Here is a 12,909-nt window from a genome sequence, read left to right on the forward strand (position 1 = left end):
TTGAGGCAATGCCCGACAGCGCTGCCCCTCCTGCTCCCGTCCCCTCCCATTTCCAAAGCTTCCTGGCCTTCGACTTCGGGCAGAAGCGCACCGGCGTCGCGAGCGGCAATCGGCTGCTGCGCAGCGCCACGCCGCAGGCGACGATCAAGGCCGAGGGCGACGCCCGCTTCGCTCAGGTCGAGGCGCGCATCCGAGAGTGGCAGCCCGACGCCCTCGTGGTCGGGGTGCCCTACCACCCGGACGGGGCGGCGCACGACAACACGCGGGCCGCCCAGCGCTTCGCCCGGCAATTGAGAGGACGCTTTCGCCTCCCGGTCTACGAAGTCGACGAGCGCTACAGCACGACCGAGGCCCTCGCGGCGGGCGCACGCGACGCCGACGCGGCCTCGGCCTGCATCATCCTTGAACAGTTCTTGAGGAACCTCCCGTGAATACGATTCCAGACGCCGAAGCGCTCTATCTCGAGCTGCTCGCCGGCGTAAAGCCCTTGATGCGCCCGGACACGCGCCTGGTCGGCGTCACCTCCGGCGGTGCCTGGCTGGTCGAGCGACTGCAGAAGGATCTGGGCCTGCCCGGCGCGCCCGGAATCATCTCCTCGGCCATGCACCGCGACGACTTTGCGCGCCGCGGCATGGCGGCGAGCGCACAAACCTCGTTGCCCTTCGACGTGAACGGCGCCGACGTGCTGCTGCTCGACGACGTGCTCTACACCGGCCGCACCATCCGCGCAGTGCTCAACGAGCTGTTCGACTTCGGCCGACCGGGCTGTGTGCGGCTGGCGGTACTGGTCGATCGCGGCGGTCGCGAGCTGCCCGTTGCGGCCGATTTCGCGGCCGCGCGGCTCGAACTGCCGGCAACGCAGTCGCTCGCGCTTGCACGCGACGACCAGGGAGTCTTCAGCTTCCAGGTGGAGCAAGCCTGATGCTTTACAAACGCAACCCTCAACTCAACAAGAACGGCGAGCTGATCCACCTGCTGTCCATCGAGGGCCTGCCGAAGGCCATCCTCACGCAGATCCTCGACACCGCCGCCAACTTCACCAGCGTGAGCGACCGCGAGGTGAAGAAGGTGCCGCTCCTGCGCGGCAAGAGTGTGTTCAACCTGTTCTTCGAGAACTCCACGCGCACCCGCACCACCTTCGAGATCGCGGCCAAGCGGCTGTCGGCGGACGTGATCAACCTCGACATCGCGCGCTCCTCCGCGAGCAAGGGCGAGTCGCTGCTCGACACCATCGCCAACCTGAGCGCCATGGCCGCCGACTTGTTCGTGGTGCGGCACGGCGAATCGGGCGCGCCCTACCTGATCGCGCAGCATGTGGCGCCCCACGTGCACGTGGTGAACGCCGGCGACGGCCGCCACGCGCATCCGACGCAGGGCCTGCTCGACATGTACACGATCCGCCACTACAAGAAGGATTTCGCCAACCTCACGGTGGCGATCGTGGGCGACGTGCTGCACTCGCGCGTTGCGCGCTCCGACATCCACGCGCTCACCACGCTGGGCTGCGCGGAGGTGCGGGTGGTCGGCCCCAAGACCCTGGTGCCGGGCGACATGGCGCAGATGGGCGTGCGCGTGTGTCACACGCTCGAGGAAGGCATCAGGGATTGCGACGTGATCATCATGCTGCGGCTGCAGAACGAGCGCATGAGCGGCGCTCTGCTGCCCTCGTCGCAGGAATTCTTCAAGACGTACGGCCTCACGCCCGGGAAGCTGCAGCTCGCCAAGTCCGATGCGATCGTGATGCATCCGGGGCCCATCAACCGCGGAGTCGAGATCGACTCCGCGGTGGTCGACGGGCAGCAGAGCGTGATCCTGCCTCAGGTCACTTTCGGGATTGCCGTGCGCATGGCCGTGATGAGCATCGTGGCAGGTAACGAAGCATGAGAACCCTGATCACCAACGGACGCGTCATCGATCCGGCCAGCGCGCTCGACAAGCAGGCCGACGTGGCCATCGCCGACGGCAAGGTGCTCGCCATCGGCGGCAAGCCGGCCGACTTCAACCCCGAACGCACGCTCGATGCGCGAGGCTGTCTGGTCGTGCCGGGCCTCGTCGACCTGGCCGCCCGCCTGCGCGAGCCCGGCTACGAGCACGAGCGCATGCTGGAAAGCGAGATGGCCGCGGCCGTGGCCGGCGGCGTGACCAGCCTGGTCTGCCCGCCCGACACCGATCCCGTGCTCGACGAGCCGGGCCTGGTCGAGATGCTCAAGTTCCGCGCGGAGAAGATGCAGAGTGCGCGCCTCTTTCCGCTGGGCGCGCTGACCCGAGGTCTGAAGGGCGAGGTACTGACCGAGATGGCCGAGCTCACCGAAGCCGGCTGCATCGGCTTCAGCCAGGCCGATGTTCCGTTGAACAACACGCAGGTGCTGCAGCGCGCGCTGCTGTACGCCAGCACCTTCGGCTACACCGTGTGGCTGCGGCCGCAGGACCGCGACCTCGGGCAGGGCGTGGCCGCCAGCGGCCCGCTCGCCACGCGGCTGGGCCTGTCGGGCGTGCCGGTGGCGGCGGAGACCATCGCGCTCTTCACCATCATCGAGCTGATGCGTGCCACCGGCGCACGCGTGCACGTGTGCCGCCTGTCGAGCGCGGCCGGCGTGGCGCTGGTGCGTGCGGCCAAGGCCGAGGGGCTGCCGCTCACCTGCGACGTCAGCATCAACTCGCTGCACCTGGCCGACACCGACATCGGCTACTTCGACAGCCGTGCCCGTCTCAATCCGCCGCTGCGCCAACAGCGCGACCGCGATGCGCTCTCGGCCGCGCTGGCCGACGGCACCATCGACGCGCTGGTGTCCGACCACACGCCGGTCGAGGCCGACGCCAAGACCTTGCCCTTCGCCGAGAGCGAGCCCGGCGCGACCGGGCTCGAGCTGCTGCTGCCGCTGGCGCTGCAGTGGGGCGAGCAGAGCGGCGCGGGGCTGCTGCGCGCGATGGAAGTGGTGACTGCTGCTCCCGCCCGGCTGATCGGAGCCGCCGAAGCGGGGCGCCTGGCGCGCGGCGGGGTGGCCGATCTCTGCGTTGTCGATCCCGCGCTCGAATGGCAGGTGCTGCCCGAGGCGCTGCGCAGCCAGGGCAAGCACACGCCCTTCGGCGGCTACGCCTTGCGCGGCAAGCCGCGCCACACGCTGGTCGGCGGGCGGTTCGTCCACGGCTGAGGTCGACCGCGGCCCCGATGCAGTCCCTGTCCGCCTTGCTGAAGCTCATACGCGCGCTGGCTCATGCGCATGTCGGCTGGTGGACCATCCGCGCCCAGTTCCCCAAGCTCTCCAAGGCCGAGCGCGAGCAACGGGTGCAGGCCTGGGCAGCGCGAATGCTCGCGATCATGGGCATCCGCCTCGTGGTGCAGGGCACACCGCCGCAGGGCGGGCCGCTGCTGGTCGTGAGCAACCATCTGTCCTGGCTGGACATCATCACCATCCACGCGGCGCGGCATGTGCGCTTCGTCTCCAAGGCGAACGTGCAGCACTGGCCCATGATCGGCACCCTGGCCAACGGCGCCGGCACCCTCTATATCGAGCGCGAACGCCGGCGCGACGCGCTGCGGGTGGTGCACAGCATGACCGAGGCGCTCAGCAAGGGCGACGTGATCGCGGTGTTTCCCGAAGGCACCACGGGCGACGGCAGCACCGTGCTGCCGTTCCATGCCAATCTGCTACAGGCCGCCATCTCATCGGGCGCGCCGGCGCAGCCCATGGCCCTGCGCTTCGCCGACGCCGTCACCGGCGAAACCAGCCTGGCTCCGCGCTACATCGGCGAGGACAACCTCGCGACCTCGCTGTGGAAGGTGCTGAAGGCGCCGCCACTCCTCGCAATCGTGCGATTCGGAGAGCCCCAGCCTTCCTGGGGCCGCGACCGCCGGGCCTGGGCGCTGTCACTGCATGCGGACGTGCTGGCTTTGTGGCGGGAGACGCACTGAGGCAGCGGCGCCGGTGCCACCAAAAAAACAGCGCCCCGGAGGGCGCTGTGCAACGGCGCCATGGGCGCCGGGGAGGAGGAAACTGTCGAGCTGTCTGTCCAGGAGGGCGCTTGCGGAAGATCAAAAAACCATGGATCTTTTCGCTAGCAGTTGCTGCAGCTTAGACGCGGGGTCCACTTCTTTCCTGCCGGAGAAGGCAATGCGCCCGCGTGGGTCGGGGCCTACAGCAAGGGTGGATATCAAACCGCTGGTTTCACCGAAGCGGCTCGCCGCGCGAATCATTCCCGGCTCTTGCGGGCCGTCGCCTGGTGAATCTCACCAATTGTTGCACCGCATCGCTCCGTCGGGCAGCGCTCGGCATCATTCGCGCCTCTTCAGCGAATGGACGAGCTCATGGACACGCTTCTTCTGTTGATTGCCATCAACTTTCTCGTCGTGCCTTTTCTGCAGGAGGCCGAGGCCCAGGGCCGTCGACTTCTGGGCTTCCCCCGCCTGCCCTGGATCCTGCGCCTTGCGCATGTACGCAGGTCGCATTGGTTCCGGCCCTTTTGCATCCTCGCTCTCTTCTTCCTGGCCGTTGCCGGGGCGCAGGCCCAGGCGGGGCGGGTGGACGTTGCGACCCTGCTGGTTCACTTCGTGACCATGCAGGTGGTGTTGTGGGCGGTGGTGGTCCTGAGCGTGCGCAGGCATGCCAAGGGCCGGTCCGACGGGAGCACGGTCGGCGAGCCGGCCGGTGGCAACCTCGTCGCACCGCCGCTGCACCGGCTCTGAGGCGAAAACGCAGACAGGCTGCCTGTGTACCGCGCGCTGATTCTCTTGTCCCTCGTCCTGCTGGGCGCTTGCCAGATTCGCGGCGAGCCCCGGCCACTTGCTTCGGAAGCCCTGCCACCCCCAACCTTCGTCGACGCCCCTGCGCGCTGCACCGCGGCGCGTGCCCGCTTCGCGCTTGGCCGGCGCATCACCGCTGCGCTGCTGGAGGAAATGCGCATGCGCACCGGAGCCCGCCAAGCGCGCCTCGTGCTGCCGACCGATCCCGACACACCCTTCGATGCCGCACGGCTGATCGTCGACATCGAGCCGAACGGCCGCGTGGTGGGCGTGCGCTGCAGCTAGCGCCCGCGCCTTGGCCCTGATCCAGGCGCCTCAGGTGCCGATGAAGGGACGCGGCAGCAGGCCCAGAAAATGGTCGAGCATCTGGAAGTGGTCGTCCAGCAGACGGTCCTCCAGGCCCGGCAGTGCCGCGATCGGGATCCACTCCGCAGCCGCCGCGTCGTCGTCCGCGCGTACCTCGGGCAGCGGCTGCCGGTCGCCCAGGTCGAAGTAGTGGCCGTGTGTGATCGTGCGGCCGCGCTGGCTGCGATCCGGGCGATCGAACACCTCCGTGCGGGCGAGGCAGGCGAGCAGTTCGGCGGGCGGCAGCGCCAGGTGCGTCTCCTCCTCGAGCTCGCGCAGCGCGGACTGCAGGGTGGTCTCGCGCGGCTCCAGGAAGCCCCCCGGCACCGCGTGCAGCCCCTTGCCGGGCGAATGGCCGCGGCGAATCAGCAGCACATGCCCGCTGCACTTGACGACGCAGTCCACTGTGACCAGTACCACCGGGTAGGGCGCCACCGACCATGCCGCGTCGTGCTGGCGCAGGAGCTCCCATTCCTGAGCCAACTCTGAATGCAGCGGCGTCGTCATCCAGCGGCGCAGGAAGGCGAGCGTGCCGGCGGGCACCGCGCGTGCCAGCACTTCGGGCGCCTCATTCGCGCCGCCGAAGATCGCCTCGCGCACGGTGGCCGCGCTTGCGCTGTGAATGCGTTCCGCGGCCTGCAGCGTCCAGCCCTCGAAGCCGTGCAGGTAGTCGCGCGTGGCGTCCTTCACATGGCCGATCAGCACCGTCGAGTGGGCCGCCGCAGGGGCCGCGCCCTGGGCGGCGAGCCCCGCATCGATCGCCAGGCGCGCCTCGGCGAACCAGCGCTCCTCGTCGACGTGATCGCGCAACGGCACGAAGAGCACGCGCGGGCGGTCGGCCTCGGCGAGCGACAGGCGGATCATTTCCGCACGTTCCTGCCACGTGAACGGGTTCTTCGGCGATCGTGCCTGGAAGGCCGAGCCGATCGCCACCACCACGCGCGAAGCAGCGACGAGCGCCTTTCGCAGGAGGGCGTGGTGCGCGTTGTGGAAGGGCTGGAAGCGGCCGATGAAAACAGCGACCTCGAACCTGGGATGAAGTGGTGCGGTCATGGGGCAGGCTTGGTGTGGTGCTTCATTCTGGCGCACATGTATCCTCGCGGTCCTTGGCCGTCGCGACAATGCGGCAGCGGAGAAAAGCAAGAAGGGCAGTCATGGCAGTTGCACGCATGGGACGCGCGTTCGCTCTCGTTGCCGCTATCGGGTTCGTTCTGGGATGCAGCGAGGCGGGCGGAGGCAGCGGGTTGCCGCGCGCCGCTGCCGATTGCAGCGTCACGCTGTACGGCGACAGCATCCTTTATGGCACTTACGGAACGACGCCCACGAACCGCCTGCCCGAACCGCCCGCCGCGGCCATCAAGCGCCTGCGGCCGGCCTACACGGTCGTCGATCGGAGCTCGCCGGGTGACTTCGTCAACCTGCGGCTGCCGGCGTTCCGGCAGGACCGCATCGACACGCGCATCGTCGTGATCCAGCATGGCATGAACGACGCCGGCAATCGTTTCGACTATGCGGAGCCTCTCCGGTCGATGATCCGCGGCGTGAAGTCCTTGGGAAAGACGCCCATCGTCACCGGTCTGTCGCGCCCACGGTCGGGCGAAGTCAGCACCCGCGATGCCTACGATAAGATCGCCCGCACCGTCGCCCAAGAAGAGGGCGTCCTCTTTGCTGACTGGGGCGCGGTCGCCATGACCGACGCGGACCTGCAGGACGCGCTCCATCCCGGACAGGACTACTCGCAGCGACTCGCCGAGCAGTTGGTGGCGGCCCTGGACAGGGTGGCGCCGGAGTGCCGCTGATCCGGAGCCTGGTTCATGCATCGAACCGTTGCCCTGCTCGTCTTCTCGGGAGTCCAGGCGCTCGACGTGAGCGGGCCCATGGACGTGTTCTCGGAAGCCAACCGGTTCCTGCCGCCGGAGGACCACTACGGGCTCGAGGTGGTCGGCGTGGAGCACGGCCTCATGCCTTGCTCGAATGGCCTTTTGCTGAAGGCCCACCGGCATTTTGGCGAAGCGCACGACGCCTATGACCTGCTGCTGATCGCTGGCGGCCCTGCGCTGGTTCGCCAGCACTTCGACCCGGCCTTGTACGAGTGGCTGACGCAGGCCAGCGCGCGTGCCGGCAGCTTTGGCTCGATCTGCAGCGGCGCGTTCATCCTGGGTCGCGCCGGCCTGTTGGCGGGACGCACCGTCACCACGCACTGGAATGACGCGGCGGCGCTCGCCAACCTGTGCCCCACGGCACGGGTCGAATCCAACCGGCTGTTCAACCAGGACGGCAAGCTCTACACCTCGGCCGGGGTGACGGCGGGCATCGATCTGTCGCTGTACCTGCTTGCGCAGCACCATGGACCCGAGGTGGCGCTCAACGTCGCGAAGCGGCTCGTGGTTTTCACGCAGCGGGCGGGCGGCCAATCGCAATTCAGCCCGTTCCTCACGCCACAGGCCGAGCCGAGCTCGCCCGTCGCGCAGGTCCAACGCCATGTGCTCGCGCACCTCGGCGATGAGCTCACGGTGGCCATGCTCGCGAAGGTGGCGAACATGAGCGAGCGCAGCTTCGCACGCGTCTTCGCGCGCGCCGCCAAGGTCACGCCTGCGGAGTTCGTCGAGCGGGCGCGCGTGGACGCAGCGCGCGTGATGCTGGAAAGCGGCAATGCGCCGCTGAAGACAGTGGCCTACCAGTGTGGCTTCCACGACGCGAACCGCATGCGTGCGGTGTTCCTGCGGCGGCTCGGCGTCACGCCCCGGCAATACCGGTCGAACTTCAGTGCGGCCCAAGCGCCGGCGAGCTCCGGTGCCTGGAAGCCGGCAGGAGAAGCGGTGCGGCCCGGGGTTGCGAGTGCCTCGGCGAATCCCGCGCCACAGCCGGTTGGCGGGAAGTAGTCGCTGTTTGGCAGATGCCGCGATGACGCCGGCGCGCAAGGGAGGTCGGTGCCCAGGACACTGGCATTTCCCTTTTTCTACTGAAGCATCCCATGACCGAATCGATTGCCGGCATCCGCATTCCGGACAGCCAGTTGGCCCGCGAGGCCACGCAACTGGTGCGCGACACCGAAACCGACCTGCTGTTCAACCACTCGCGACGGGTGTTCCTTTTCGGCGCACTGGCCGGCGAACGCCGCAGTCTCGCCTACGACCCCGAGCTCCTGTACATCGGCGCGATGTTCCACGACATGGGGCTGGTCGCCCCTTACAGCAGCGCGACCGAGCGCTTCGAGGTGGATGGCGCCAATGCCGCAAGAGACTTCCTGGTGCGCCACGGCATTGCAGAGCCCGACGTGGAACAGGTGTGGGACGCCATCGCGCTGCACACCACCCCGGGCATCCCGCAGCACAAGAAGCCGGTGGTCGCACTGGTGACCGCGGGGGTGGAGATGGATGTGCTGGGTCTCGCCTATGACGAATTCCCGGCCGAGCAGCGCGCAGAAGTCGTCAAGGCGCATCCGCGCGAGCCGAACTTCAAGGAGGGCATCATCGATGCATTTGCGAAGGGCACCCGCTTCAAGCCGGAGACCACCTTCGGCAACGTGAAGGCCGACGTGCTGGCGCTGAAAGATCCCACCTACAAGCGGCTCAACTTCTGCGGGATGATTCTCGGCTCCTCGTGGAACGACGGTGCCTGTGGTGTGCCTGGATGCAAGCACTGAGTGCGCTGGGGGGCGCCCGGTCCGTGGTGCCCTCGACAGGAATCGAACCTGTATCTGAGTCTTAGGAGGACCCCGTTCTATCCATTGAACTACGAGGACGGAGGGCGGTGGCGACTTTAACAGCTCGGGGGTCTCAATCGTATTTCACGGTGTAGATCAGGTCGATGCCGCTTTGCTGCCCGGCCTGGCCACGCAGCGTGAGGCGGCGCGTGAGGTCGTAGAAGATGAACAGGCTGCCCAACGTGCCCGAGAGGCTGCGCTCGTACGTCAGATAGAAATCCTTCGACAAGCGCTTGCCCACCGTGACCGCCGAATCGCGCACGTCGCCCCCGTTGCCCGGCCCCTTGAAGCCGATCTCGTCCAGCCCGAAGCGGCTCGCGAGCCCGCCGCCGGGGCTGCCCGAGCCGAGCCGGCCCAGCAGCGCCAGCGCGGCCTGCTGCAGCAGCAGCGATTCCCCGCCACTGCTGGCCGAGGCGCGGCCCAGCACCACCCATGACAGCGTCTCCGCGTCGGACAACGCCGGCTCCGAGTACAGGCGCACGCGCGGCGATTGCGCGGTGCCGGTGATCTGCACGCCGGCACGCTGCGAGATGTTGGGTCGGATGGCAAGGATGTCGAGCGCCGGGTTGTCGTAGGGACCATTGAAGCGCGCGATGCCGGTCTCGACGTCTAGCCGCTGGCCGTAGGCGCGGTACTGGCCCTTGACGGTGCGCACCTCGCCGGTGATGCGCGGCGGCGCGTTCAGGGCGGCGCTGCGGATCTCGAGCTTGCCCTCCAGCCTCGTCGTCAGGCCGCGCCCTTGCACCGCGAAATCCTCGCCGAGGTCGAAGCCGACGGCAATGTCGGGCGGCTTCGCGGTTTGCGCCTTGGCGGCTTGCGCGTCATCGCTGGCCGCGCGGCGCTGCGCGGCTTCGGCTGCCTCGCGGTCCTTGGCGGCGGAGCGCACCACCACGTCGCTGCCAAGGCCGGGCGCGCTCTCGTCGGGCAGGATGATCACCGCCCGGTCGGTCTTGAGGTTGCCGCGCACGTTGAACTGGCCACCGTCGAGCCGCGCCTGCAGATCGCCCGAGAGCGTGACCTGGCGATCGGTCCGAACCAGCACGCGCAGCGCGCGCAACTGGGCCTGAATCGCCATGCGGATGCCGGTGCCGCTGGCCGGTGCCGCGCCCCAGCTCAGCTCCCCGCGCGCCGACAGCGTGCCGCCGCCGCTGGCGGCCTCGCTGGCCGCGGTGCTGAGGTTGCCGCTCTGCCCCGGGATGCGGGTGCTGCTGCCGGCGCCGCCCTTGAGGGTGAATTCCGTGATCTCGATGCGCTGGCCGCTCAGCGAGGCACGCAGGCGCCCGTCACGCAGGTCCAGCCCTTCGACCAGCGCGCGCAGCGCGAGCTGGTCGGCCGACAGCGTGCCATTCCAGCGCGGCAAAGCGCGGTTGCCCGAGAGCGCCGCCTCGGCCTCCAGCGTGCCGGCCACGCGCCAGCCGGGAGGCGCCAGCATCGACCAGACGCCGAGATTGGGCAGCCGCGCCGTCACCCGCCCGGCGAGCGGGGCATCCGGTGCCCATTGCCAGCCGTCTGCGCGCTGCAGCACTTGCGTGCTGGCTTCGGCGCGGATCTGGCCGGCGCGTTCGCTGTCCCAGGTGAGGCTGGCGCGCACGGTGTTGCCCTCGGCGTCGAGGCCCAGCTCGGCCTGGCGCAGGCCGGCCGGAGTGCTGGGTCCTTCAGCGGCCGCATTCATCTTGCGCTCGCTCGCCGCCCCGGTGCCGCGGCTTTCGATGCGCGTGACCAGCGCGGCCTCGCCGGCCTGCACGCGAATGTCGCCGCTGGCGCGCGCGAGCTTGGCACGCGCGCGCAGCGTGTCGCCGGCTTCGATGTCCCAGTCGCCGTCGAACAGCAGGTCGCCGCTGATGCCCATCTCGGCCAGCGTCGCGCTGCCGCCCACCGCCTCGGCCCAGGCCATCGGCAGGCCTCGCAAGCGGCCCTGCGAACGCAGCCGGAAGGCACGGTTCGGCGCCGCGCCGCCGTGGCTGTAGCGCAGCGGTTCCCAGTCGACGCGCACCGTGCCCGGCGCCGGGCCGCGCAGCGCGGCGCTGGCGGCCGAGGCCTCCACCTCCAGTTGGCCGGCGTCACCGCTCCTCAGGGCGATGCCGAGGGCGCGTTCCAGTTCCAGCGTCCACGGTCCGGGGCGCTGGCTGTCATGCGCCTGCAGTCGCAGGCTGGCGATCGAGGCACGCCACTGCTTCGCGCGTTCCAGGCCGCCACTGCCGCGTGCGTCGAGGCTGAGCTTCTGCGTGCCGCTGCTGGCTTCGCCCTTGAGCGCCAGCGTGGCCTGGGCGATGCTGCCGGCCAGTTCCGCCCGCAGGTCGTGCAGCTGGATCTCCGTCGCCGCGCCATTGGCAGGCGCTGCCAGCCGAAGCGCCAGGCGGGGGGCCGAGAGCGTAGCTTCGACGGTCGGCTCGGCGCTGCCGCGTGGGGCCGGCGTACTCGCGTTCTGCAGGCGGCGTTGCACCGCCTGCCAGCCCCCTTTCCACGAAGCGTCGAGCTGGGCCCTGCCTTGTGCGCTGCTGCCCCCGAACACGGACGAAAGTTCGGGCAGGCTTTCCACCCAGCGTTGCAGGGTGGCGGCCTCATCGACGCGGGCCCGGAGCTCGCCCCCGCCGCTGGCCGGAGCAATGCGGCCCTGCAGTTGTGCGCTGCCGCCGGGCACGACGAGCTTCAGGTCGCCGTTGCCGGCCTTCTCGGCGACGCGCACCTGCAGCTTGCCTTCGAGGCTCGCGTTCGCTGCGTCGATGCGCAGCGTGCGCAGGTCCAGCACCTCGGACTGCCACTGGCCGCGTGCCAGTGCGCGGTCGAGGCGCAGGCCCTGCAGCGCCTTGCTGCCGGCACCGCCCTGGGCCTGCAGCGCGAGATCGAAGAGCAGCGCCTCGCCCCGCTGCTCTGCAGTGAGGCTGCCGCTCACCGGCGCGCCGGCCAGCTCGCTGTGCAGCGCCGCGGGGCGCACGCCGCGCACCCGGGCGCGCGCCTGCCAGGGCGCGGGCGCGGGGCTCCAGCGGCCCTGGGCCTCGATGCGGCCGCCGCCGGCGCGCACCGTGGCCTCGGGCAAGGTCCAGGTGCTGCCGTCGAAGCTGGCGCGAGCCTGGACCTGCTCGACAGGCAAGCGGCCGCTGTCCCACGGGCCGGGCTTCGCGTTGCGGATGTCGGCGCGGGCCTGCCACACCGTGCTGCCGGCGGGCGCGCTGCCATCGGGGCCGGCTTCGATCTCGCCACTCAGCAGCGTGCTTGGCGCCTCGGGCCACAGGAGAGCCACGTCGAGGTTCTGCAGCTGCGCCCGGGCGTCGACTACCGGCTGCGGCTGCCAGGGCGCGATGTTGGCCTGCAGCTGCGCCTGCATCGGCGCTGCGGCGCCGGGATCGGCGGGCCTGAGCTGGGCTGCCACGGCCAGCCGGGCATCGGCCGTCGCGAGCGTGCCCTTGGCGCTCGCCTCGGCCAGCACCTCGATGCCGCGGCCTTCGGCCAGCGGCGCGTGCACGCGGCCCTCGAGCGCAGCATCGAGCGCCATCGGCGCCGGGCCCTGCAGCGTGACCCGCGCGCCGTAGTGGCCCTCGGCAATGTCCACGCCGTCGACCACGAGTCGATGCTCGTTGCCCGCATAGCGATAGCTGCCCGCCAGCCGGTTCGCCTGGAGCGCGGGCGGGCCGGCCCAGCGCAGCGTGTCGATGCGAAACGGAAGCTCGACTTCCACCGGCAGCACGATCGGGGCCAAGGGCTCGAGCGGCTTGTCTTCCATCGGCCCCCGGCGCTCGATCAGCAGCTGCGCCGCATGCACCTCGCCGAGTTGAACCTTGCGCTTCAGCAGGGGCGCCAGCTGCCAGCCGATGGTGGCCTCGTGCACCTCCACTGCCAGGCTTTCGCTCTGCCAGCGCAGCCAGCCGATGCGCCCGCCGGTGCGCAGCGAGCCGGTGACGTCGCGGCTCTCCAGGGTCTGGCCGGCCGGCAGGTAGCGCGCGGCCCGCGCCAGCGCGAAGGCCAGCGATTGGTTCGAGCCCAGCCACCACCAGGCGCCCGCCGTGAGCACGCCCACCAGCAGGACCAGGCCGAGCAGGCTCCATGCCAGGCCGCGCACGACTCGACGGCCGCGCGAGCGCTTCGGCGGAGGGGAGGGGGGCCGCGCGTCCGGCTTCAT

General features: G+C 69.9%; 12 protein-coding genes and 1 tRNA gene. 10 read left to right on the top strand and 3 right to left on the bottom strand.

Annotated features, from left to right (window positions below; genetic code table 11):
• Positions 1 to 8 precede the first annotated feature (8 nt).
• The 7 genes from ruvX to ACMGEZ_RS00740 all read left to right on the top strand — a co-directional run bounded on the left by ruvX (position 9) and on the right by ACMGEZ_RS00740 (position 5,026).
• On the top strand, positions 9 to 431 hold the full coding sequence (gene ruvX / locus ACMGEZ_RS00710) for a Holliday junction resolvase RuvX (RefSeq protein ID WP_436820323.1): 423 nt from the start codon (positions 9 to 11) through the stop codon (positions 429 to 431).
• Positions 428 to 922, top strand: coding sequence for a bifunctional pyr operon transcriptional regulator/uracil phosphoribosyltransferase PyrR (gene pyrR, locus ACMGEZ_RS00715; protein ID WP_436820324.1), 495 nt, complete (start codon positions 428 to 430; stop codon positions 920 to 922). Before ruvX ends, pyrR begins: the two co-directional genes overlap by 4 nt.
• On the top strand, positions 922 to 1,884 hold the full coding sequence (locus tag ACMGEZ_RS00720; RefSeq protein ID WP_436820325.1) for an aspartate carbamoyltransferase catalytic subunit: 963 nt from the start codon (positions 922 to 924) through the stop codon (positions 1,882 to 1,884). Before pyrR ends, ACMGEZ_RS00720 begins: the two co-directional genes overlap by 1 nt.
• The gene (locus ACMGEZ_RS00725; RefSeq protein WP_436820326.1) at positions 1,881 to 3,152 is read left to right on the top strand and encodes a dihydroorotase; all 1,272 of its coding nucleotides are present in this window, start codon (positions 1,881 to 1,883) and stop codon (positions 3,150 to 3,152) included. The genes ACMGEZ_RS00720 and ACMGEZ_RS00725 overlap by 4 nt, the downstream gene beginning before the upstream one ends.
• Before the next feature lie 17 nt (positions 3,153 to 3,169).
• Positions 3,170 to 3,913: a lysophospholipid acyltransferase family protein gene (locus ACMGEZ_RS00730; protein ID WP_436820327.1), complete on the top strand. Its 744-nt coding sequence runs from the start codon at positions 3,170 to 3,172 to the stop codon at positions 3,911 to 3,913.
• Positions 3,914 to 4,306: 393 nt separating this feature from the next.
• Positions 4,307 to 4,684 carry a hypothetical protein gene (locus tag ACMGEZ_RS00735; protein ID WP_436820328.1) on the top strand — a complete coding sequence of 126 codons (378 nt, stop codon included), beginning with the start codon at positions 4,307 to 4,309 and terminating at the stop codon, positions 4,682 to 4,684.
• Between the two features lie 45 nt (positions 4,685 to 4,729).
• Positions 4,730 to 5,026, top strand: coding sequence for an I78 family peptidase inhibitor (locus ACMGEZ_RS00740; RefSeq protein WP_436820329.1), 297 nt, complete (start codon positions 4,730 to 4,732; stop codon positions 5,024 to 5,026).
• Between the two features lie 30 nt (positions 5,027 to 5,056).
• Here ACMGEZ_RS00740 and ACMGEZ_RS00745 read toward each other — a convergent pair whose 3' ends face one another.
• Complete coding sequence (locus ACMGEZ_RS00745; RefSeq protein WP_436820330.1) at positions 5,057 to 6,139, bottom strand: NUDIX domain-containing protein; 1,083 nt, start codon at positions 6,137 to 6,139, stop codon at positions 5,057 to 5,059.
• 101 nt (positions 6,140 to 6,240) lie between these two features.
• Between ACMGEZ_RS00745 and ACMGEZ_RS00750 the strand changes: the two genes are divergently transcribed.
• The 3 genes from ACMGEZ_RS00750 to ACMGEZ_RS00760 all read left to right on the top strand — a co-directional run bounded on the left by ACMGEZ_RS00750 (position 6,241) and on the right by ACMGEZ_RS00760 (position 8,732).
• Positions 6,241 to 6,885, top strand: coding sequence for an SGNH/GDSL hydrolase family protein (locus ACMGEZ_RS00750; RefSeq protein ID WP_436820331.1), 645 nt, complete (start codon positions 6,241 to 6,243; stop codon positions 6,883 to 6,885).
• 15 nt (positions 6,886 to 6,900) lie between these two features.
• Positions 6,901 to 7,968, top strand: a complete 1,068-nt coding sequence (locus ACMGEZ_RS00755) for a GlxA family transcriptional regulator (RefSeq protein ID WP_436820332.1) — start codon at positions 6,901 to 6,903, stop codon at positions 7,966 to 7,968.
• A 92-nt stretch (positions 7,969 to 8,060) separates the two neighbouring features.
• Positions 8,061 to 8,732 carry an HD domain-containing protein gene (locus tag ACMGEZ_RS00760; protein WP_436820333.1) on the top strand — a complete coding sequence of 224 codons (672 nt, stop codon included), beginning with the start codon at positions 8,061 to 8,063 and terminating at the stop codon, positions 8,730 to 8,732.
• A 24-nt stretch (positions 8,733 to 8,756) separates the two neighbouring features.
• Here the strand turns inward: ACMGEZ_RS00760 and ACMGEZ_RS00765 are convergent.
• Together ACMGEZ_RS00765 and ACMGEZ_RS00770 are read right to left on the bottom strand one after the other, a co-directional pair.
• Positions 8,757 to 8,831, bottom strand: a tRNA-Arg gene (locus ACMGEZ_RS00765).
• 34 nt (positions 8,832 to 8,865) lie between these two features.
• Positions 8,866 to 12,909, bottom strand: coding sequence for a translocation/assembly module TamB domain-containing protein (locus ACMGEZ_RS00770; RefSeq protein WP_436820334.1), 4,044 nt, complete (start codon positions 12,907 to 12,909; stop codon positions 8,866 to 8,868).

This window comes from Variovorax stachyos, from assembly GCF_051400855.1.
Classification (GTDB): Bacteria; Pseudomonadota; Gammaproteobacteria; order Burkholderiales; family Burkholderiaceae_C; genus Variovorax.